Origin of the sequence: Rahnella sp. RFA10(1/100) (assembly GCF_004195115.1) — a bacterium.
GTDB lineage: Bacteria > Pseudomonadota > Gammaproteobacteria > Enterobacterales > Enterobacteriaceae > Rahnella > Rahnella perminowiae.
Map to the genome: position 1 here is coordinate 69622 of NZ_SEWR01000002.1, position 20674 is coordinate 90295.

General features: G+C 52.2%; 17 protein-coding genes and 6 tRNA genes. 10 read left to right on the top strand and 13 right to left on the bottom strand.

What is annotated here, in order from left to right:
* The first annotated feature begins 18 nt into the window (after nt 1-18).
* Nucleotides 19-1401 carry an ethanolamine ammonia-lyase subunit EutB gene (locus ETV65_RS07055; RefSeq protein ID WP_129952209.1) on the top strand — a complete coding sequence of 461 codons (1383 nt, stop codon included), beginning with the start codon at nt 19-21 and terminating at the stop codon, nt 1399-1401.
* A gap of 11 nt (nt 1402-1412) precedes the next feature.
* A complete protein-coding gene (gene eutC, locus ETV65_RS07060; RefSeq protein ID WP_129952210.1) occupies nt 1413-2222 on the top strand; it encodes an ethanolamine ammonia-lyase subunit EutC in 810 nt (269 codons plus the stop codon).
* Between the two features lie 111 nt (nt 2223-2333).
* Here the strand turns inward: eutC and ETV65_RS07065 are convergent.
* From ETV65_RS07065 to ETV65_RS07080, 4 genes are all read right to left on the bottom strand, one after another.
* A tRNA-Lys gene (locus ETV65_RS07065) sits at nt 2334-2409 on the bottom strand.
* A 7-nt stretch (nt 2410-2416) separates the two neighbouring features.
* Nucleotides 2417-2492, bottom strand: a tRNA-Val gene (locus ETV65_RS07070).
* Nucleotides 2493-2535: 43 nt separating this feature from the next.
* Nucleotides 2536-2611: transfer RNA gene (locus tag ETV65_RS07075), tRNA-Val, on the bottom strand.
* Between the two features lie 46 nt (nt 2612-2657).
* A tRNA-Val gene (locus tag ETV65_RS07080) sits at nt 2658-2733 on the bottom strand.
* Nucleotides 2734-2997: 264 nt separating this feature from the next.
* Here ETV65_RS07080 and gltX point away from each other — a divergent pair.
* Entirely contained in the window at nt 2998-4416 is a 1419-nt protein-coding gene (gltX, locus tag ETV65_RS07085) for a glutamate--tRNA ligase (RefSeq protein WP_129952211.1), read from the top strand.
* A gap of 101 nt (nt 4417-4517) precedes the next feature.
* Here the strand turns inward: gltX and ETV65_RS07090 are convergent, their stop codons facing one another.
* Nucleotides 4518-5309: a formate/nitrite transporter family protein gene (locus ETV65_RS07090; RefSeq protein ID WP_013574448.1), complete on the bottom strand. Its 792-nt coding sequence runs from the start codon at nt 5307-5309 to the stop codon at nt 4518-4520.
* A 353-nt stretch (nt 5310-5662) separates the two neighbouring features.
* Here ETV65_RS07090 and ETV65_RS07095 point away from each other — a divergent pair.
* Nucleotides 5663-5738, top strand: a tRNA-Ala gene (locus ETV65_RS07095).
* A 71-nt stretch (nt 5739-5809) separates the two neighbouring features.
* Nucleotides 5810-5885 (top strand) — tRNA-Ala (locus tag ETV65_RS07100).
* 133 nt (nt 5886-6018) lie between these two features.
* Here ETV65_RS07100 and ETV65_RS07105 read toward each other — a convergent pair.
* Nucleotides 6019-7206, bottom strand: coding sequence for a NupC/NupG family nucleoside CNT transporter (locus ETV65_RS07105; protein WP_013574449.1), 1188 nt, complete (start codon nt 7204-7206; stop codon nt 6019-6021).
* 416 nt (nt 7207-7622) lie between these two features.
* On the opposite strand from ETV65_RS07105, the gene ETV65_RS07110 reads away from it, so the two are divergent.
* Nucleotides 7623-8852 (top strand): Nramp family divalent metal transporter, encoded by a 1230-nt coding sequence (locus ETV65_RS07110; RefSeq protein ID WP_129952212.1) that lies wholly within the window; start codon nt 7623-7625, stop codon nt 8850-8852.
* 74 nt (nt 8853-8926) lie between these two features.
* Here the strand turns inward: ETV65_RS07110 and ETV65_RS07115 are convergent, their stop codons facing one another.
* A complete protein-coding gene (locus ETV65_RS07115; RefSeq protein WP_037038488.1) occupies nt 8927-9361 on the bottom strand; it encodes a DUF2502 domain-containing protein in 435 nt (144 codons plus the stop codon).
* Between the two features lie 159 nt (nt 9362-9520).
* A complete protein-coding gene (mgrA, locus tag ETV65_RS07120; protein WP_129952213.1) occupies nt 9521-10510 on the bottom strand; it encodes an L-glyceraldehyde 3-phosphate reductase in 990 nt (329 codons plus the stop codon).
* A 327-nt stretch (nt 10511-10837) separates the two neighbouring features.
* On the opposite strand from mgrA, the gene ETV65_RS07125 reads away from it, so the two are divergent.
* On the top strand, nt 10838-12496 hold the full coding sequence (locus tag ETV65_RS07125) for an alpha-keto acid decarboxylase family protein (RefSeq protein ID WP_129952214.1): 1659 nt from the start codon (nt 10838-10840) through the stop codon (nt 12494-12496).
* Here ETV65_RS07125 and ETV65_RS07130 read toward each other — a convergent pair.
* Complete coding sequence (locus ETV65_RS07130) at nt 12485-13372, bottom strand: LysR family transcriptional regulator (protein ID WP_129952215.1); 888 nt, start codon at nt 13370-13372, stop codon at nt 12485-12487. The genes ETV65_RS07125 and ETV65_RS07130 overlap by 12 nt on opposite strands.
* 144 nt (nt 13373-13516) lie before the next feature.
* On the opposite strand from ETV65_RS07130, the gene ETV65_RS07135 reads away from it, so the two are divergent.
* Nucleotides 13517-13990: a multidrug/biocide efflux PACE transporter gene (locus tag ETV65_RS07135; RefSeq protein ID WP_129952216.1), complete on the top strand. Its 474-nt coding sequence runs from the start codon at nt 13517-13519 to the stop codon at nt 13988-13990.
* A gap of 102 nt (nt 13991-14092) precedes the next feature.
* Entirely contained in the window at nt 14093-14791 is a 699-nt protein-coding gene (locus ETV65_RS07140) for an aspartate/glutamate racemase family protein (protein WP_129952217.1), read from the top strand.
* Here ETV65_RS07140 and ETV65_RS07145 read toward each other — a convergent pair.
* The gene (locus ETV65_RS07145) at nt 14788-16050 is read right to left on the bottom strand and encodes an ion channel protein (RefSeq protein ID WP_129952218.1); all 1263 of its coding nucleotides are present in this window, start codon (nt 16048-16050) and stop codon (nt 14788-14790) included. The two genes, ETV65_RS07140 and ETV65_RS07145, sit on opposite strands and share 4 nt — an antisense overlap.
* 218 nt (nt 16051-16268) lie before the next feature.
* Between ETV65_RS07145 and glk the strand changes: the two genes are divergently transcribed.
* The gene (gene glk / locus ETV65_RS07150; RefSeq protein ID WP_129952219.1) at nt 16269-17234 is read left to right on the top strand and encodes a glucokinase; all 966 of its coding nucleotides are present in this window, start codon (nt 16269-16271) and stop codon (nt 17232-17234) included.
* Between the two features lie 127 nt (nt 17235-17361).
* Here the strand turns inward: glk and uraH are convergent, their stop codons facing one another.
* The 3 genes from uraH to ETV65_RS07165 form a co-directional block, all read right to left on the bottom strand.
* A complete protein-coding gene (gene uraH / locus ETV65_RS07155; RefSeq protein ID WP_129952220.1) occupies nt 17362-17769 on the bottom strand; it encodes a hydroxyisourate hydrolase in 408 nt (135 codons plus the stop codon).
* Nucleotides 17770-18007: 238 nt separating this feature from the next.
* Nucleotides 18008-18778 (bottom strand): LytTR family DNA-binding domain-containing protein, encoded by a 771-nt coding sequence (locus ETV65_RS07160; RefSeq protein WP_129952221.1) that lies wholly within the window; start codon nt 18776-18778, stop codon nt 18008-18010.
* Nucleotides 18779-18843: 65 nt separating this feature from the next.
* Nucleotides 18844-20562 carry a sensor histidine kinase gene (locus tag ETV65_RS07165; protein ID WP_129952222.1) on the bottom strand — a complete coding sequence of 573 codons (1719 nt, stop codon included), beginning with the start codon at nt 20560-20562 and terminating at the stop codon, nt 18844-18846.
* Between the last annotated feature and the right edge of the window lie 112 nt (nt 20563-20674).

Consider the following 20674-nt stretch of genomic DNA (forward strand, 5'->3'; position numbering starts at 1 on the left):
GGTGCGCTAAGGAGTGTTATGTTTCAGACGACATTAAGTCACCGACGCTATCAGTTTGAGGATTTACGCGAACTGATGGCAAAGGCGTCGCCCGCACGGTCAGGTGATTATCTGGCTGAAGTGGCTGCCGCCAGCGCCGAAGAGCGGATGGCGGCGAAAATGGCACTGGCCGATGTGCCGCTCAAAACCTTTCTGCAACAATTACTGGTGCCGTATGAGGATGATGAGGTCACGCGGCTGATTGTCGATACTCATGATGTCGCGGCGTTTGCCGCGATCTCGCATCTCACCGTCGGAGATTTCCGCGACTGGCTGCTCAGTGAGAAAACGGACAGTACGGTGCTGGCTGCGGTTGCCCGCGGGATTACGCCGGAAATGGCGGCAGCTGTCAGCAAGCTGATGCGTAATCAGGATCTGATCCTGGTGGCTAAAAAATGCAGAGTGATCACTCAATTTCGCAACACTATCGGATTGCCTGGTCACATGAGCGTGCGCCTGCAACCGAATCATCCGACCGATAACTTACAGGGCATTGCTGCCAGTATGCTTGACGGCTTGCTCTATGGTTCCGGCGATGCGGTAATCGGCATCAATCCCGCCAGCGACAGTTTACCGTTGCTGGAAAATCTCAATTACATGCTTGATGACATCATCACGCGCTTTGACATTCCTACGCAGTCCTGCGTTCTGACCCATGTTACCAACACCATCAAACTGGTGGAGCGCGGCGCGCCGGTGGATCTGGTGTTTCAGTCAATTGCAGGCACTGAAGCGGCGAACAGCGGGTTTGGTATCAATCTGGCATTGCTGGCGGAAGCGCAACAGGCGGCACTCAGCCTCAGGCGTGGGACGCTCGGCGACAATGTGATGTATTTCGAAACCGGGCAGGGGAGTTGTTTATCCGCTAATGCACACTTCGGGATAGATCAGCAAACCTGTGAAGCGCGGGCATACGCGATTGCACGGCATTTTTCACCGCTGCTGATCAATACCGTGGTGGGGTTTATCGGGCCGGAATATCTGTATGACGGCAAGCAAATCATCCGTGCAGGACTGGAAGACCATTTCTGCGGCAAACTGCTGGGCGTACCGCTGGGTTGCGATGTCTGTTACACCAACCATGCCGAAGCCGATCAGGATGATATGGATACTTTACTGACGCTGCTTGGCACCGCCGGACTGACATTCCTGATTGGCGTACCGGGCGCGGATGACATCATGCTCAATTATCAGAGCACTTCTTTCCATGATGCGTTATATATCCGCGAATTACTCGGGCTGAAACATGCGCCGGAATTTGCCGTGTGGCTGGAGAAAATGAAAATTATTGATCCGCAGGGCGCCTTACAGGATACCCGCGCGTCCCATCCGTTACTGCGTCAGTTACCGCAACTGAGCTGAGGTTGGCGTTGATGAACAATGAAAAAGGGCAGGGCTTATCGTCCGTGGTACATAATAACCCCTGGGAAACGCTGCGTCAGTTTACGGCCGCACGTATCGCGCTGGGACGGGCAGGGTCGAGTTTGCCCACAGAAGAGCTGCTACGGTTTGGTTTAGCGCATGCGCAGGCGCGTGATGCCGTACATCAGCCCTTTGACAGCCAGAAGCTTGAACCCGAACTTTATGCGCTGGGGCTGGAAACACTGACCGTTGCCAGCGCGGCTCCGGACAGGGCGACCTATCTTTGTCGTCCTGATCTCGGGCGCAAATTGTCAGAAACCAGCCGTCAGGCATTGCAGCAGCTGGCACCGGAGCCGGCAGACGTAATACTGGTCATTGCTGATGGTCTGTCATCGAAAGCCGTGCACCGCCAGGCCGTACCCTTGATTGCGGCGTTATTGCCGTATCTGCGTACGCTGGAGCTGAAAATCGGGCCGGTGATACTTGCGCATCAGTCGCGGGTGGCACTGGGCGATGATATTGCGCAGGTGATGAAAGCGAAGGCTGTGGCGATTTTGATAGGAGAACGCCCGGGATTATCCTCTCCCGACAGTTTAGGTATTTACATGACCTGGGGGCCGCATACCAAAAGGCTGGAATCGGAAAGAAATTGTATTTCCAATGTGCGGCCGGAAGGGCTCAATTATCCGCAGGCCGCTTTTAAACTCGCCTGGCTGCTTGAGCAGTCCTTCCATCGCCAGCTGTCGGGCGTGAATTTGAAAGATGAAAGCGATAACCCGGCGCTGCACAACAAAGTCGTGCCGATGTTTAAATTAAAATAGGGGGGAAAGAGGGGGAGAGAGGCTCGAACCAGCAGCTGGTTCGCCTCCATCACGGTTAAAGTTCCGGAGTACAGATGCGAAAAAAGCGCCTGAAGGCGCTTTTTTCTGAATTGGTGGGCCGTGCTGGATTCGAACCAGCGACCAATTGATTAAAAGTCAACTGCTCTACCAACTGAGCTAACGGCCCGCAGAAGTGGTGGGCGATGACGGGCTCGAACCGCCGACCCCCTCCGTGTAAAGGAGATGCTCTACCAACTGAGCTAATCGCCCACTTCTGGGTACTTCCCTCGGTAAGAAGAAATGTGCTGAGAAATGGTGGGCGATGACGGGCTCGAACCGCCGACCCCCTCCGTGTAAAGGAGATGCTCTACCAACTGAGCTAATCGCCCATTTCTCAATTCTTCCTACTTATCACAACGCGGCACTCTTAAAGAGTGGTGGGCGATGACGGGCTCGAACCGCCGACCCCCTCCGTGTAAAGGAGATGCTCTACCAACTGAGCTAATCGCCCCCGTCGTGATGGAGTCGCATTATAGGGATACTTGAAATTACGTCAACGCTTTTTAAAAACAAAAATGTTCGTTCGGCTTATTTTTAGTCAACCTGACGGGTTTCTCGCCCCCGTAGTCGATTCTTTACGCATTCATGGCCTTAAACCACGCGACTGCCTCTGGTTGTGCGTTGAGGAATCAGGGCAGAGTGGTAGAATGTCTGCCACTTTTTGTTAATTGATAGCGACGTTTTTTTGGCGTTGCGTGATTAAGGTTGCACCCGGATGAAAATCAAAACCCGTTTTGCCCCAAGCCCGACCGGCTATCTGCACGTCGGTGGCGCCCGTACCGCGCTCTATTCCTGGCTCTTTGCCCGCAACCTTGGCGGTGAATTTGTGCTGCGTATCGAAGACACCGATCTCGAACGCTCCACCCAGGCTGCTATTGACGCGATTATGGATGGCATGAACTGGCTGAATCTGGACTGGGATGAAGGCCCGTATTTCCAGACCAAACGTTTTGACCGTTATAACGCGGTGATTGATGAGATGCTGGAAAACGGCACGGCTTATAAATGCTATTGTTCTAAAGAACGTCTGGAAGCGTTGCGTGAGGAACAAATGGCGAATAACGAGAAGCCTCGTTATGACGGCCATTGTCGCGACAGCCATGAACATCACGCGGCCGATGAGCCGTGTGTCGTGCGTTTTCGTAACCCGCAGGAAGGTTCGGTTATTTTTGACGACCAGATCCGCGGTCCGATCGAATTTAGCAATGACGAGCTTGATGATCTGATCATCCGCCGTACCGATGGTTCCCCGACCTATAACTTCTGCGTTGTCGTTGATGACTGGGATATGGAAATCAGCCATGTTATCCGTGGTGAAGATCACATCAACAATACTCCGCGCCAGATCAACATACTGAAAGCGCTTGGCGCACCGGTACCGGTTTATGCGCACGTTTCAATGATTCTGGGCGATGACGGTAAAAAACTGTCTAAACGCCACGGTGCGGTAGGCGTGATGCAATACCGTGATGACGGTTATCTGCCCGAAGCCCTGCTGAACTATCTGGTGCGTCTGGGCTGGTCTCATGGCGATCAGGAAATTTTCAGCCGTGATGAAATGAAGGCCCTGTTTTCACTGGAAAACGTCAGCAAATCAGCCAGTGCGTTCAACACTGAAAAACTGCAATGGCTGAACCACCACTACATTAATACGATGGATCCGCATTATGTGGCGACCCATCTGTTGTGGCATGTGGAGCAGGCAGGTATCGAAACCCGTAACGGCCCGCAACTGTTCGAAATCGTCACCCTGCTGGGTGAGCGCTGCAAGACCCTGAAAGAAATGGCCGAGTCCTGCCGTTACTTTTATGAAGATTTTGCAGAGTTTGATGCGGATGCGGCGAAGAAACATTTACGTCCGGTTGCGCGCCAGCCGCTGGAAGTGGTGCGCGCCAAACTGGCTGCAATCACTGACTGGACTGCTGAGAACATTCACCACGCGATTCAGGGCACAGCGGATGAGCTGGAAGTGGGGATGGGTAAAGTAGGGATGCCACTGCGCGTTGCGGTAACCGGCGCAGGTCAGTCACCGGGTGTTGACGTCACCGTTCATGCTATCGGTCAGCGCCGTGTGCTGGCGCGTATCGATATGGCATTAGCCTTCATTGCTGAGCGTGAAACACAAGCGCAGTAATGACCGCTCAGTAGCTTGTTAAAAACAGTCGTAAAAAAGCCAGCACGGGAAACCGGCTGGCTTTTGTATTTCCGTAAAACGTAAGCGTGAAAACGGCTTAATTAACGTTGTTCAGTCGCCGGTGTTTCAACGGTCGGACGGTAGGCCAGGAAATACATCAGACCAACGAAGCCTGCACCCCCTACAGCGTTACCGAGGAAGACGGCCACGAAGTTAGGCAGATATTCTGACCAGCTCAGAGCACCGGCAAAGATTGCTGCAGGCACGATGAACATATTTGCCACCACGTGCTGGAAGCCGATGGCCACGAACGCCATAACCGGGAACCACATACCGATCACTTTGCCGCCCACTTCTTTACTGGCGAAGGCCAGCCAGATTGCCAGACACACCAGCCAGTTACAGCCGATACCAGAAATGAACGCGTGCATGAAGTCTGCATTGACCTTCGCAGTGGCGGTTGCCACGGTTTTGCTCAGGAAAGCCCCTTCCGTCAGCCCCAGAACGTGACCGAAGAAATAGGCCACGGCCAGACTGCCCAGCAGGTTAGCGACAGTCACCCAGAACCAGTTGCGCAAAACAGCGTAAAGGCTGATCTGACGCGCGAACCAGGCGATAGGTAAGGTCATCATATTACCGGTCAGCAGTTCTCCCCCTGCTAATACAGTCAGAATGATGCCTACCGGAAACACAGCAGCGCCCAGCAAGTTACTGAATGAACCCCAGGAAGCAGGTAATGTCCCTATTACATGCAGATCCAACAGGAAACCGGTGGCGATAAAGGCGCCAGCCAGGAAGCCCAAAATTAACAAATTCAACACGGTGGCGCGGCTTTTATTAACGCCCGCTGTGACGGCGATGGAAGCGATTTCTTTAGGTGAATACAAGGACATGGGAGTGCTCGAATGGTTTAAGTTATGATTATTGCGCGAGCAGTCTATTCTGAGATTTATCTCAAAACAAGACGATTTTCATAGTCTGCTAACATTCTATTAATTATTCGGACATAGATGTTAAGGAAATGCGTAAGCAGATCAGAAAGCTAGGAATCGTGCGGGCTGGCGGGTGTTTTGTAAAACAAAGTGTCTGTCTGAAAATTTCCCTGAAGAAAGGTGTTTTTTGCCGGAGGGATGAGGGATTTGACGGCTTTTTCAGCGCTTGAATTCAGAAACGGATTTAGCCGTTGACAGGGGTAGCGACGTTTCATATTATGCGCCCCGTTCACCCGTTTTTACGGGCATGAATTGGGGGTATAGCTCAGCTGGGAGAGCGCTTGCATGGCATGCAAGAGGTCAGCGGTTCGATCCCGCTTATCTCCACCAACTTCCTTTCCAGAGCAAGTTGGCTGTTTCCTTCCCAGGGAAACAAAAAGTAAACAGATACAACCTCGTGTGGGGGTATAGCTCAGCTGGGAGAGCGCTTGCATGGCATGCAAGAGGTCAGCGGTTCGATCCCGCTTATCTCCACCAAATATTAAAGAAACCTGCTTCGGCAGGTTTTTTGCTTTCCGGGGTTTGTGATTTTCCTTCCGGTTTTCCTGCCTGAATTGCAGACATAAAAAAACCCGCCGAAGCGGGTTTCTTGTCGTTCTGTATTGGCTTACTACGCCAGTACCAGACCTGCGATAGAAGCAGACAACACGCTGACCAGCGTTGAGCCGTACAGCAGTTTCAGACCGAAGCGTGAAACCACGTTGCCCTGATGTTCGTTCAGACCTTTAATAGCACCTGCAACGATACCGATCGAGGAAAAGTTTGCGAATGACACCAGGAACACGGACAGGATGCCCACGCCGCGAGGTGACAGCTCAGTCGCGACTTTTTGCAGATCCAACATCGCAACGAATTCATTGGAAACCAGTTTGGTTGCCATGATGCTGCCGACTTGCAAGGCTTCGTGGCTTGGCACACCCATCATCCATGCGAACGGATAGAAGACATAACCCAGCACGCCCTGGAAGGTGATACCGAATACCACGTCAAACAATGCATTCAGGCAGGAGATCAGTGCGATGAAACCAATCAGCATGGCTGCAACGATGATAGCCACTTTGAAACCCGCCAGGATATATTCACCCAGCATTTCAAAGAAGCTCTGGCCCTGATGCGTATTACCGATTTGCAGGTCTTCTTCTGAATCAACTTTATAAGGGTTGATCAACGACAGTACGATGAAAGTACTGAACATGTTGAGCACCAGCGCAGCAACAACAAAGCGCGGTTCGAGCATGGTCATATACGCACCCACAATCGACATAGAAACCGTCGACATTGCTGTGGCTGCCATGGTGTACATACGTTTTTCAGACATTTTGCTCAGAATATCTTTATACGCGATAAAGTTTTCTGACTGACCCAAAATCAGGGAGCTGATGGCGTTGAAAGATTCCAGTTTTCCCATGCCATTAATTTTCGACAGAACCGTACCGATAATACGGATGACGAAAGGCAGTACACGAATGTGTTGTAAAATACCGATGAGTGCAGAAATGAACACGATCGGACACAAAACTTTCAAGAAGAAGAACGCTAATCCTTTATCGCTCATGCCTCCAAATACGAAGCCGGTCCCTTCCGCAGCGAATCCTAATAATTTCTCAAACAAGTCTGAGAAGCCTTTCACAAAACCTAAACCAACAGAAGAATTCAGGAAGAAGTAGGCTAATAAGACTTCGATGACCAGCAGCTGAACAATGAAACGTAAACGGATATTTTTCCGGTCACGGCTCACCAGTAAAGCGAGTGCAGCGACAACGGCCAACGCTAATACAAAGTGCAATATTCGGGACATGGGTGCTCCAAATTAGAGGCAGGCTATATTTCGACGGACATTTTATGTAACGCGTACATTTAAAACGTGAAGTCGATTGCAAATATAGAAATTACAAACACGAATTGCAACAAATCACGGCTCATCACACAAAAAATCAAGATGTTAATAAAACTAAGCACAATTAGCATTCCTGTGCTAGTTTTATCATGTGCCGTAATGCATTCTGAATCTGGCCCGTTAATGTCTGTTTTAGGAAAGTACGATGCGTCTGGCTTTCTGAAATCGGGTGAGCGAATCACCTCTCAGTTATTACCTTCCCGCTTACAGCTGCTGCCTATCAGAGCAATCACTCAGATCATTCTAAATGCACTTGATAATCATTATCAATTAGATATGATTGATGTAAGCGTAATAATTGTAAGGGTTAACTAACTATGCTGAACAGCCGGGCCGAATCCACAGGCCGCGCGTCCAGAAAGATGAAGCTTTCACTGATGGGGCCGGCTTTTATTGCCGCCATCGGTTATATCGATCCGGGCAACTTTGCGACTAATATTCAGGCCGGAGCCTCTTACGGTTATCAGTTGCTGTGGGTGGTGGTATGGGCCAACATCATGGCGATGTTGATCCAGTTGTTGTCTGCCAAACTCGGTATCGCCACCGGCAAAAACCTGGCCGAACATATCCGCGATCGTTTCCCGCGTCCGGCTGTCTGGGCTTACTGGGTGCAGGCGGAAATTATCGCGATGGCTACCGATCTTGCCGAATTTATTGGTGCCGCCATTGGCTTTAAACTGCTTCTCGGGGTATCGCTGTTACAAGGCGCGGTGCTCACCGGGATTGCGACCTTTATTATCCTCGGGCTGCAAAAACGCGGGCAAAAGCCGCTGGAACTGGTGATCGCCGGTTTGCTGCTTTTTGTCGCGGCGGCGTATATCGTTGAGTTATTCTTTTCGCAACCGAGCATGGTGGCGCTGGGCAAAGGCATGTTGATCCCTGCACTGCCAACCGCCGATTCAGTCTATCTGGCTGCCGGTGTACTCGGTGCGACCATCATGCCGCATGTCATCTATCTGCACTCCTCGCTGACTCAGCGGGGCGGTAAAGCCTCTAAAGCGCAGCGTTATTCAGCCACCAAGCTGGATGTCGGCATTGCCATGACTATTGCCGGTTTCGTGAATCTGGCGATGATGGCGACAGCCGCAGCGGCATTTCATTTCAGCGGACACAGTGGGATCAGCGAGCTGGATGAAGCCTATCTGACGCTGCAACCGTTGCTGGGTCACGCTGCTGCGACTACCTTTGGTCTGAGTCTGGTGGCTGCCGGTTTATCTTCAACAGTGGTCGGTACGCTGGCCGGGCAGGTGGTGATGCAGGGGTTCGTGAAATTCTACATTCCGCTGTGGGTTCGCCGTACGGTGACCATGATGCCGTCTTTTATTGTGATCCTGATGGGATTAGATGCCACACGCATTCTGGTGATGAGCCAGGTCTTGCTGAGCTTCGGGATTGCGCTGGCATTGCTGCCGTTGCTGGCTTTTACCGGTAACCGCAGCCTGATGGGTGATATGGTGAATACGAAAACCGTCCAGTGGGCGGGCCGGGTCATCGTGCTGATCGTCGTCAGCCTTAACCTCTATCTGCTGATCGGTATGTCGAAATAACGCCTGCGCAGCGACAGGCAAACAAAAACGGGACAGTTTGCGCTGTCCCGTTTTTGTTTGTTTTATTCAGTTGATTAATGGCGGTGGTCGCCATGCCCGCCGCCCCGGTGATCATCATGGCCGTGCCCCCGGTCATGTCCCCGACCCCGATCCGGCCCGCGGCCGTGATCATAATGCGCACGCCCGTGGTCGCTGTAATAATAACGCGGCGGTGGCATCGGACGACGTGGCGGATGGCGTTCGTTCCACCAGCCATGATCGCGCCAGCGATAACCATCCCAGTAATAGCCGCGCGGGCTGCGTGCACCATAGTGGTGGCCCCGATAGCCGTTCCACCAGCTTGGGTTACGCCAGTCATAGCCGTCCCAGTAATAACCCCGCCTGTCGCGGTCACCGATATTGATAGAAAGGCCCGGCGTATTCAGGCTGAAACTGCTGGCCTGTACGGTGGGTACCGCCGCAGGGAGCAGGGCAAAGAACAAAGTCGCAAAAAGTACCGGTTTTAACATGTGTGGCCCCAGATTCCTTATAATTTATGCTGACAGTTATAAGGGGAAGCGGACACCGGTTCTATTGCTTACAATCCTGTTTTGAATGATTTACGCGCCTTAACGGTTTGCTTACGAAGCCTCCATAAAGGCGCGTTTTTTATACTGAAGAGTAACCGTTTACACTAAAATCCCTTCAATAGCCGCCAGTTCTTCTGCGCTGAAATGGCGATGTGAGACCATGCCCACGGCGTCGTCGATCTGGCTGGTTTTACTGGCGCCAATCAGGACAGACGTCACGCGGTCGCCCCGCAGAACCCAGGCCAGCGCCATCTGCGACAGCTTCTGACCACGTGCCTGGGCAATCTCATTCAGCTTACGCACTTTCGCCAGTTTCTCTTCTGTCAGTTGATCCGCAGTCAGGAACTTGCTGTCACTGGCCGCACGGGAATCTTCAGGAATACCTGCCAGGTAACGGTCCGTCAGCACGCCGCCCGCCAGTGGCGAGAAGGCGATGGAACCCACGCCGTTATCCGCCAGCGTATCCAGCAAATCCGCCTCCACCCAGCGTTCGAACATCGAATATTTCGGCTGATGGATCAGGCATGGCGTGCCAAGTTGCTGCAAAATCTCAAACGCTTTTTTCGCGCGTTCTGCCGGATAGTTCGACAAGCCGACGTAAAGCGCTTTGCCCTGACGTACGATTAAATCCAGCGCCGCCATCGTTTCTTCCAGCGGCGTATCAGGATCAGGACGGTGATGATAGAAAATATCCACATACTCCAGACCCATGCGTTTCAGGCTCTGATTCAGGCTGGCGACCAGATATTTTTTTGAGCCCCAGTCTCCATACGGGCCGTCCCACATGGTGTAACCGGCTTTGGAGGAGATAATCAGCTCATCGCGGTAGGGTAATAAATCTTCCTGCAGGATGCGGCCGAAATGTTGTTCCGCAGAACCCGGAGGCGGGCCGTAGTTATTAGCCAGATCGAAATGGGTAATCCCATGGTCAAAAGCATGGCGGATGAGTTTGCGGCCATTTTCAAAATGCGCGTTATCGCCGAAGTTATGCCACAGGCCAAGAGAAACGGCAGGTAATTTCAGACCGCTCCGGCCGCAGCGACGGTATTCCATATTCTCGTAACGGGTTGGACTGGCTTGATACACCATGTGAGTCCTTATAATCAATTCAGGAGTGAACAGAAGGTAATAACTTCATAAAAAAACCATTTTAGTGTATGCGCTTTCACAAGCATTTCCAGCTAATCAGATCACATCCGGAACAATCCTTACGCGCAGAGAGATTGATTACCGTGACTATTCTTCCTGCATATTACCTTTACTGCTGAATCCGCTTTCCTGCCTTAACGCAGTGCAGGGGTGTAACTCTGCGTTGCCATGCCTTATTTCGGATAATTAATATCCTCTTCCCCGGTTTGGGGTAATACTTAAATTAGTGGGATTAACTGTTTACTTTATTTTTAACAGAGGATCGTCATGGATAATGAATATACCGTAGGTGACTATCTCTTGGACCGCTTATCATTAAGCGGGATCTCCGAGTTGTTTGGCGTACCGGGCGACTACAATCTGAAATTCCTCGACAGCGTGATCAATCATCAGCAAATCACCTGGGTCGGCTGTACCAATGAATTAAATGCTGCCTATGGCGCAGATGGTTATGCGCGTATTAAGGGGCTGGCGGCGTTGCTGACCACATTTGGTGTCGGTGAACTGAGTGCGCTGAATGGCATTGCCGGCAGTTATGCGGAATATGTGCCTGTCGTGCATATTGTGGGCGCACCAGCGCTGACGTCTCAGCGTAAGGGGGAGTTGCTGCATCACACGCTGGGAGATGGTGTATTCACCCATTTCGCACGGATGTCCGCGCCGGTCAGCGTGGCGCAGGCGTCCCTCACACCGGAAAATGCCCTGGCTGAAATCGACCGTGTCATTGAAGAGGTCATGTACAACTCGCGGCCGGGGTATCTGTTGCTGCCCAGCGACGTGGCCGCATTGCCGGTCAGTACCCGGGCGCAGGCGTTACCTGTGCGTCAGCCGCCTTTCTCACCTTCTTCTCTGGATGCTTTTGTTGCTGCTGCTGAAACGCAGTTGCGGGGCGCAAAACGGGTTTCACTATTGGCAGATTTTCTGGCAGACCGTTTCGGGGTTAAAGCTGCGCTGGAACAGTGGATGGAAGACGTGCCGCTGGCGCATTCAACATTGCTGATGGGCAAAGGTTTATTTAACGAGCAACAGGCGCATTTTGCCGGTACTTATTCCGGGGCCGCCAGCGCACCATCAACGAAAGACGCGATTGAAGGGGCCGATGTGGTGATCACAGTCGGGGTGAAATTCACTGACACCATTACCGCCGGTTTTACCCAGCAGCTTCCGTCCGGAAAATGTATTGACCTTCAGCCCTTTTATGCCCGGGTAGGTGACCAGATTTTCCACCAGCTACCGCTCGAAAAAACGGTCAGTGTGCTGCACCGGCTTACCGCTGAGCTGGCTGGCACCCGGACACCCTATCCCGTTAAACATAATAGATTGCCGTTGTCGCACGATAACAGCCTCGGGCAATATGCCTTCTGGCAACAGATTCAGGATTTCCTGCAACCGGGAGATGTGCTGGTCGCTGAGCAGGGCACGGCCTGTTTTGGTGCGGCAGCGCTGAATTTGCCGGAAGAGTGTCAGTTTGTCGTCCAGCCTTTATGGGGATCTATCGGTTTCACGCTGCCCGCTGCGTTTGGTGTACAGATCGCCGTACCTGAGCGCCGTGTTGTGCTGCTGATTGGCGACGGATCTGCACAGCTTACCCTGCAGGGATTAGGTGCCGCGATCCGTTACGGTCTGCCACCGGTTATTTTTGTGATTAATAATGACGGTTACACCGTTGAACGGGCGATCCATGGTGAAACCCAGCGCTATAACGATATTGCACAGTGGAACTGGACACAGTTCCCGGCGGCCTTCGGAGGGACAGAAGTGTTCAGCGCGCGGGCGGATTCGCCGCAGGCGCTGAAAGAAGCGATAGAGAAGGCCACCGCACGGCGGCAGATGGCCTGGATAGAAGTCATTTTGCCGAAGATGGATATTCCTGACTTGCTTAATTCAGTGACTAAATCACTGGCGAAGCGTAACTCAGGGCAATAGATCAGTGTCCGGTGACGGCGGGTTAGTCAGCTGGTCGATGAACCACCAGCCCGCCGGACCGGGCTGATTGTTTTTACTCCAGACCGCATCCACGGAAATTTGCTTCGGCCAGCCGCGTAACGGCAGGCTGACAAGCTTGTCATGGCCAAACTGTTGCACCAGCCAGTGCGGCAGTATCGCCCAGCCAAACCCCTGTTCTGCCATTTCCAGCAACATCAGATAGCTTGGCGCTGACCAGATTTGCCCCTGTGTTTGCGGCATTTCACGGCGGCTATAAGGTTGCAGGCAAAGCTGGCGGAAGGTATGCAACTGTTCCGGCTGCAGACCGGTGGTGTTTGCCAGCGGATGCTCACGGCTGCAAAACACCGACATGTCCGTTTGTTCCGGTAAACGTGCCACGCCGATGTCCGGCGGATAATGATCCTGCACTTCCACCATACCAATATGGGCGCGGCCGGACTGTAACAGGTCAATCACATCCTGATCTTCGGCGATCTGACATTCAAATTCGATATCGGGGTAACGGCGCTCAAACCGACGCAGCAGCGCCTCGTGGTGGGTCGGCTGATAAGTGTCCGACAACACGAATGTCAGGCGGGTTTCGACCTGTGCCGACAAACGTATCGCCAGTTCATCAAGCCGCTCGCTGGCCGCCAGAATAGCCTGAACGTGACTAAGTACGCGTTGACCGGCCGGTGTCAGCACCGGCTGGCGGCTCTGGCGGTCAAACAGCGTTAGGCCCAGATCCACTTCCAGATTGGCGATGGCTGTACTGACGGTAGACTGACTCTTGCGCAGCTTACGTGCCGCTGCTGAGAATGATCCGGTATCGGCCGCTTCGACAAAAGCCATCAGGGCTTCCGGTGAATAGCGCATCCTGTGCTCCTTCTGGTTTTAATTCATCTATTTTATCGATACTTCCTATCTTTTATCTATCTTATTTACTGATGATAATGGCCGCCTGTGACAGCCGTCACGTAGCAGTTCACCTAACAACGATCAGAAATCAGGCAGGTTTTTATGGCTAAGCAAACACGGAATATCTCGCAGAAAACGTTCGGCGAACGCATTTTTCATGCGGTAGGTTTCGAAATTCTGGCTGTGTTGATTTCAGCCCCCGCCGCAGCCTGGGCGCTGAACAAACCTGTCTGGGAAATGGGCGCACTGGCGATCATGTTGTCGACGACAGCGATGGTCTGGAACGTTGTCTATAACAGTCTGTTCGACAAATTCTGGCCGGTTTCCCGGGTGGTGCGGACATTTAAAATCCGCGTGGCGCACGCGCTGGGCTTCGAAGGTGGATTTATCATGATTGGTCTGCCGGTTGCCGCGCTGTGGCTGGGGATCGGGCTGCTGGATGCCTTGATGCTGGAAGTGGGATTCTTTCTGTTCTTCCTGCCGTATACCGTGGTCTACAACTGGGTTTACGACACGTTGCGCCAGCGCTGGGTGAACCGCCGTCTGGCCGCAGAAGATTGCCCAGCCAGACGTTGATCCGCGTTACTGAAGGTACAAAAAGCCCGCCGGCATTTTCTTTGCCGGCGGGCTTTTTGTCGGTTATGGTTTTGCCATCGGGGAAAAATACAGGGTGTGCAGATGAAAACATTAGGGCTGATTGGTGGCATGAGCTGGGAATCCACCGTGCCGTATTACCGCATGATTAACGAACAGGTAAAGCAGCAACTGGGCGGATTACATTCGGCCAAACTGTTCCTTTACAGCGTCGATTTTTACGATATCGAAAAGCTGCAAATGGCCGGTGACTGGCAGCAGGCAGGCGAAATTCTCGGTAATGCCGCGCATTCACTGGCGCGCGCAGGTGCGCAATTTATTGTCGTATGTACTAACACCATGCATAAAGTGGCGGATGATATCGAACGTATCGGCGGCCTGCCGCTGCTGCATATCGCCGATGCGACGGCAGAAAAAATCGCAGGGCAGGGGCTGCGTAAAATCGGCCTGCTGGGTACGCGCTTTACCATGGAACAGGATTTCTACCGCGGGCGTTTGCAGGACAAACATCAGATTGACGTGGTGACGCCGGATGAAGCTGACCGTGCGATTGTCCATCGCATCATTTATGAAGAGCTGTGCCTGGGCGTTATCAGGGATGATTCCCGCGAAGAATATCGGCGGATTATTGGCAAATTAGAACAGCAGGGCGTGGAAGGTATTATTCTCGGATGCACCGAAATTACCCTGCTGGTGGGCGAGGAAGACGCGAGCGTACCTGTTTTTGACACCACTGCCATTCATGCGCTGGCGGCAGCGGAGTTTGCATTAAAGCAGGATTAATCTTCTTCCGGGGCCTGACGTACAAGCCGCTGTTTTGCCACCTGCATCAGCGGCTTCCCGGCCAGCATTAACCAGGCTGGCAGCATCACGATACACAACAACGGCAGCAGCTTCAGCCCCGGAACCACGGCGGCAGCCATAAACAGGCTAAGCCAGCCGTCGCGTGTCACCACCAGTACCATACCCATCACGGCGCATGAAACAGTCACCGCCGCTGGCACATCTGGCGCGTACTGATGCAGCATCAGGCCAAGCGATACCCCGACAAACACCGCCGGGAAAATACGTCCGCCACGAAAACCGCAGGCCGCCGCCACCACCAACGCCGCCAGTTTGGTCAGGGTGATCGCCAGCAATGGCCCCATCTCAAACAGCGCATTGGAATGCGCCAGCTCTTTCATTTCATCCAGCCCTTTAAACAGGGTAATTTCTCCGCCAATCAGTGCCAGTAACCCCAGCACAAACCCGCCAATACCCAGCCGCAATATCGGATTATGAATACTGTTAAACATCCGGTGCACATGCGGGAACAGCCAGACAGCAATCATCCCCAGTGCGATAGCAATCAGCACCACCACTGACCCGCTGAAAATATCCATCAGGCTGGCGGCGTCATACGACGGAATACTGAGCGAAAAATCGGGCTGGAAAAATTGTTCGGTGGTGATGGCACCTGCACCTGCTGCGAGTAATGGCGCAAAAAGGCGATCCCATAACTGCACATCTTTGTTACCGCCGAGGGTTTGCGAAAAAATCAGCGCGGCCGCCACTGGCGTGCCAAACAACGCGCCGACAGTCCCGGCTGCCGCCAGGATCACCCAGTCAGTCGTCGGTACCCGGGGCAATAAGCGCGAGCCTAATGCCGCCACCAGCGCAATATTAATCACCGTGATCGGATGTTCCGGCCCCAGACTGACGCCGCCTGCCAGTCCGACCATCAGCGCCAGCGCAAGACCCGGCAAAGCATTGATCGCCACCGGTGCCCCAATCAGCGACTCCGTAGCAGGATCCGGCCCGGCGTGGCCTGGCATATACTTTATGATGGCACCGACGCCAATGCCGGTCAGTGTCAGCATAAACAGCGTCCAGCTGGCGGATTGAGTATTGATATTGAGCACGGCGGGAATGTTCTCCCACAGCAGATTCTGCAGCGCGCCAGAAATCATCATGACGAACACCAGCACCAGGCTGGACATCACACCAATAATGATCGCGGGCAGGGCAAAAGCTAACATGACTCTGGCGCGGGGATGGAACATGCACGTATTTCCTTATTTATAATTTCGTTTGCTCTGATAGCTTAGATGAATCCCGGCAAAGTCAGTTTGCGGGCTGTCGACATAATTTTGTGTAGCATGCTGCATAAATGTGGGTTGTTTCAAAACTGCATTGCAGCGTATAGCAATTACCGCTATTTTGCCCACACGAATTTGGCGCGGATGCGCAGCATAATGAATTTACTTTTGCGGAGAATAACATGACCAAATACTCCCTGGTGGGCGATGTCGGGGGCACTAACTGCCGCCTGGCGCTTTGCGCTTTGGACAGCGGTGAGATTTCGCAGTCGAAGACTTTTTCCGGGCTGGATTACGACAGTCTGGAAGCCGTCGTTCGTGAGTACCTCGCGCAGCAGCATCAGGAGGTTGAGGATGCATGCATCGCTATCGCTTGTCCGATAACCGGCGACTGGGTGGCGATGACCAACCATACGTGGGCCTTTTCCATTGCCGAAATGAAGAAAAATCTTGGACTGCAACATCTGGAAGTGATCAATGATTTCACTGCCGTTTCTATGGCAATCCCGATGCTGAAAGAAGATGACCTGTTGCAGTTTGGCGGTAAAAAAGCACAGGACGGCAAACCGGCAGTGATTTACGGAGCCGGCACGGGGTTGGGCGTCGCACACTTAATTCATGCCAACAACCAATGGCTGAGCCTGCCGGGCGAAGGCGGCCACGTTGATTTTGCGCCAAACAGCGAAGAAGAAGACATTATTCTTGAGCAGTTGCGTACCGAAATGGGGCACGTTTCTGCTGAGCGTATTCTCTCCGGTCCGGGACTGGTGAATCTTTACCGTGCCATCGTCAAATCAGATAATCGTGTGCCGGAAAACTTCAGACCGAAAGACGTGACGGAGCTGGCTCTGGCGGATGAAAATCTGGATTGCCGCCGCGCACTGTCACTGTTTTGCGTGATCATGGGACGTTTTGGCGGCAACCTGGCACTCAACATGGGCACCTTCGGCGGCGTGTACATTGCAGGTGGCATCGTTCCGCGCTTCCTGGAATTCTTCAAAGCCTCAGGCTTCCGCGCCGCGTTTGAAGACAAAGGGCGTTTTAAAGATTACCTGATGGATATTCCGGTATTCCTGATCACCCACGATCAGCCTGGGCTGTTAGGTGCAGGGGCTTATCTGCGTCAGTCGATTGGTATGACGATCTAAAACTGCCCCTGAGAAGGTAACTCGATCGGCTCCTCCCCTGCGAAGGGGAGGAGCAAGGAACCCCTTCCGAGATTTAGCATGAAGTCGCACTCAAGTTCATCTTGCCCATCATGATTTTTTTCTGACTTTAATTCCCGCGATAAGTCGAGAAACCGTAAGGACTGACAAGCAGAGGGATGTGATAGTGAGGCACTGAGCCATCTGCTTTAAAAATAACAGGGATTTCCGGGAAAAATGAAGCGGTATGATGTTTTTCAAACCATTCGCCAGTTTTAAACGTTACCCGATAATTACCTTTCTCCATCACACTTTCATTGGGATACAGCGCCGGAATTCGTCCCTGCTCATTGGTCACTCCACTGCTCAGTTGCACCCATTTGTTACCTTCCTGCTTCTCGAGCGATACGCTTACCCCCTGTGATGGCAGCCCGTTTTGCAGGTTCAGAACGTGGACGCTAAGAGGGTTTGCTGCAAAGGCGGATGTCAGACACAGCGCATTGATAATACCGGTGAGTAATAATTTCTTTTTAAACATATGTTCGTCCTTTTGAACTCAATGTTATTTGTTAATAACGCAGAATATCTGGCAGAGGTATATTTAGGTTTTCCACATCACAGACGTGAGAAAGTGCGAAATATCCTCTGTCTTGACGAAACAAAGTCTACTTTTTACTGGCTAACCTGAGGATGACGGGTTAATGACATTTTTGTAATAATTCAGAGCCGGACGCCAAAAGATAACGCCCTCCGCCTCAAAACCCGTCAGATCCCCATCAAAACCGCATTAATTGCCTGAATTCTTTCACTTTGCTCCGGCTCACCGGCACTTCAAAATCCAGATCACTTAACCGCAAAATATAGGTGTTGTTAAACCACGGCACGATCTCGCGGATTTTCGACAGATTCACGCAATATGAACGGTGACAGCGAAAGAAATACTCCTCCGGCAGGCGGTTGCATAATTCAGTGATGTTCATTGGCATCGTGAATTCTTCTTTGCGGGTATAAACCTGTGTCACCTTTTCCTGCGCGGCGGCGTAATAAATATCGTTAATATCGGTAACGATAATACGCTCATCTTTAATCAGATTGATGCTGTGACTGACCCGCAGGGGGTTGCCCGTGGCCGGTGCAGTACCTTCCTGTTTATCACCGGGCTCCTTCGCAGCCAGCTCTTTATCCCGACGAAAATGTGACTCCAGCTTTTGCAGCATGGTGACAATGCGCGACTCATGATAAGGCTTAAGAATGTAATCAAACGCCTCAATTTCAAACGCTTCTGCGGCATGCTCCTTATAGGCGGTGATAAACACAATATACGGCTTGTGCGCAAACTTACTGATGTTTTGCGCCAGCAATACGCCATCGAGGGAAGGGATGCTGATATCAAGAAAAATCGCGTCCACTTCATGCGATTGCAGGTATTTAAGCACGTCCAGCCCGTCATCAAAAACTGCTTCAATGCTGATGCTGCTGTGGGTATTAATCAGATAACTCAGCTCTTCCTGAGCCGGTACTTCATCTTCGACGATAATAGCGTTCACGGAATTATCCCCCGGTGCGATGGCCCGAAATGCGGGCGGGTAAAACTAAAAAGCGTTTCTGCGGGTCAGGCGATTTTGCTCTCTGAGGCTGCCGTGACCTGGGGTTGCATATGCGTAATCACAAACGAAATATCCGTGCCGGGCTCAAGACGGCGGATAGTCAGGCCCTGACCATACAATAATGAAACGCGGTGATGTACATTCAGCAGGCCAATTTTATTGCCGGGCATTTCATTGCGTGCCACGCGGTCAATCGTTTCCTGATTAATACCATGGCCGGTATCTTTTATTGATACCCTGATGCCGTCAGCCTGATGCTTCACAGAAATGACCACCACGCCTTTTCCGCTGCATTTCTGGATGCCGTGCACAATGGCGTTCTCTACCAGCGGCTGGATCAGCAGGCTCGGAATTTTCACCGAAATGTCATCATCAATGTCATAAATCACCGTCAGCTTGCTGCCGAACCGCGCCTGCTCAATGGCGATGTAATCCTGCACCTGATGCAATTCTTTGCGCAGATCAATCAGCTCATCGTTCAGTTCCAGGTTATAACGCAGATAGCGGGAAAGATTGATGATCAGCTGGCGCGCCACGTCAGGGCGGGCACGGATAGATGATGAAATCGCGTTCAGCGCGTTAAACAGAAAATGGGGATTTATCTTGCTCTGCAACGCCCGCATTTCCGCTTTATTGGCCATCTCGCGTAACTGCTCGGTGCGTGATACTTCCATCTGTGTCGACATAATCTGCGATAACCCGATCGCCATCACTTTCAGCGAATAAGTGATGCGGTGCGGGTCACAGTAATAGATTTTCAGCGAGCCGGTGACTTCACCTTTTTCCCAGAGAGGAATGATAATCAGCGAGTGTATCTGTGGCGTACGGTGCATTTCGTCGTTGTTTTTCACCGTAATTTCACCGCTTTCCAGCGTCGCTTTGGTCATCTCACTCAGCGTTTCATGGCCGATATTGTATTCTTCTGCGCCCACGCCGACGTACGCCAGTATGTTTTTGGTGTCGGTTATCGCCACCGCATCAGCATCGATATCATCGCGAATAATACTGCAAATACTGGCTAACGATCCGGCGTTGATATTTCTGCCTTCTATGTTACGAAAATAGGGCAGGGTTTTATTGGCGATATCCAGCGCCAGCCGCGCCTGTCGTGCGGCGATCACCTCTTTTTCATCCTCGACACTTTGCACCAGCAACACAATCAGGCCGATGGAACTGGCACCGAGGATCAGCGGTGCGGCGATATTCATGACGATATCCAGCCCGAGCGAAAACGGTCGCGCCATCAGCAAAATCAGGATCATGGTCAGCGTTTCGCACAGCATGCCGCCCAGAATACCGACTTTCCAGTGCAGCGATTTTTTGACTTTTTTATTGATATAACCGGAGAGGAAACCTGCGGTAATACTGGTAATCAGACACGGAACAGACGTCGGCCCGTGGATGTCGATCAGGAAACGGTGGGTGCCGGAAATCAGGCCGGTAATGATCCCGACCCAGGGCCCGAACAGGATCCCGCCCGACATGATCGCGATCGTACGTACGTTGATCAGTGAACCTTCGACGTTGATGCCTGAGAGCGTACCGAAAATAGCGAACAGTGAGAAAATGGCGGTAACCGCAGTCAGTTCCAGCGGTGTATGGTTTTCATTTTCTTTATGCAGCAATTTGCGGAACAGCGGAGTTCGCGTGAGGAAGAACAAACAGATAAGCATCAGCGCCGCACGGTCGAAGACCGCCAGCAGCATATCGAACATGTGAGGCATGGCAGATTAGACTCTTTGCACGATTGAAAGATAAGCGTGCCAAATGGATTCAGCGGTTATTATATGTAAAAGGTCAGACTTTCACCATCGGCAGACACAGGAGCACATTCCG

Bases quoted from the DNA above. Each gene is read 5' to 3' on its own strand.
- ETV65_RS07055 (WP_129952209.1), top strand. From the start codon at position 19: ATGTTTCAGACGACATTAAGTCACCGACGCTATCAGTTTGAGGATTTA.
- eutC (WP_129952210.1), top strand. From the start codon at position 1,413: ATGAACAATGAAAAAGGGCAGGGCTTATCGTCCGTGGTACATAATAAC.
- gltX (WP_129952211.1), top strand. From the start codon at position 2,998: ATGAAAATCAAAACCCGTTTTGCCCCAAGCCCGACCGGCTATCTGCAC.
- ETV65_RS07090 (WP_013574448.1), bottom strand. From the start codon at position 5,309: ATGTCCTTGTATTCACCTAAAGAAATCGCTTCCATCGCCGTCACAGCG.
- ETV65_RS07105 (WP_013574449.1), bottom strand. From the start codon at position 7,206: ATGTCCCGAATATTGCACTTTGTATTAGCGTTGGCCGTTGTCGCTGCA.
- ETV65_RS07110 (WP_129952212.1), top strand. From the start codon at position 7,623: ATGCTGAACAGCCGGGCCGAATCCACAGGCCGCGCGTCCAGAAAGATG.
- ETV65_RS07115 (WP_037038488.1), bottom strand. From the start codon at position 9,361: ATGTTAAAACCGGTACTTTTTGCGACTTTGTTCTTTGCCCTGCTCCCT.
- mgrA (WP_129952213.1), bottom strand. From the start codon at position 10,510: ATGGTGTATCAAGCCAGTCCAACCCGTTACGAGAATATGGAATACCGT.
- ETV65_RS07125 (WP_129952214.1), top strand. From the start codon at position 10,838: ATGGATAATGAATATACCGTAGGTGACTATCTCTTGGACCGCTTATCA.
- ETV65_RS07130 (WP_129952215.1), bottom strand. From the start codon at position 13,372: ATGCGCTATTCACCGGAAGCCCTGATGGCTTTTGTCGAAGCGGCCGAT.
- ETV65_RS07135 (WP_129952216.1), top strand. From the start codon at position 13,517: ATGGCTAAGCAAACACGGAATATCTCGCAGAAAACGTTCGGCGAACGC.
- ETV65_RS07140 (WP_129952217.1), top strand. From the start codon at position 14,093: ATGAAAACATTAGGGCTGATTGGTGGCATGAGCTGGGAATCCACCGTG.
- ETV65_RS07145 (WP_129952218.1), bottom strand. From the start codon at position 16,050: ATGTTCCATCCCCGCGCCAGAGTCATGTTAGCTTTTGCCCTGCCCGCG.
- glk (WP_129952219.1), top strand. From the start codon at position 16,269: ATGACCAAATACTCCCTGGTGGGCGATGTCGGGGGCACTAACTGCCGC.
- uraH (WP_129952220.1), bottom strand. From the start codon at position 17,769: ATGTTTAAAAAGAAATTATTACTCACCGGTATTATCAATGCGCTGTGT.
- ETV65_RS07165 (WP_129952222.1), bottom strand. From the start codon at position 20,562: ATGCCTCACATGTTCGATATGCTGCTGGCGGTCTTCGACCGTGCGGCG.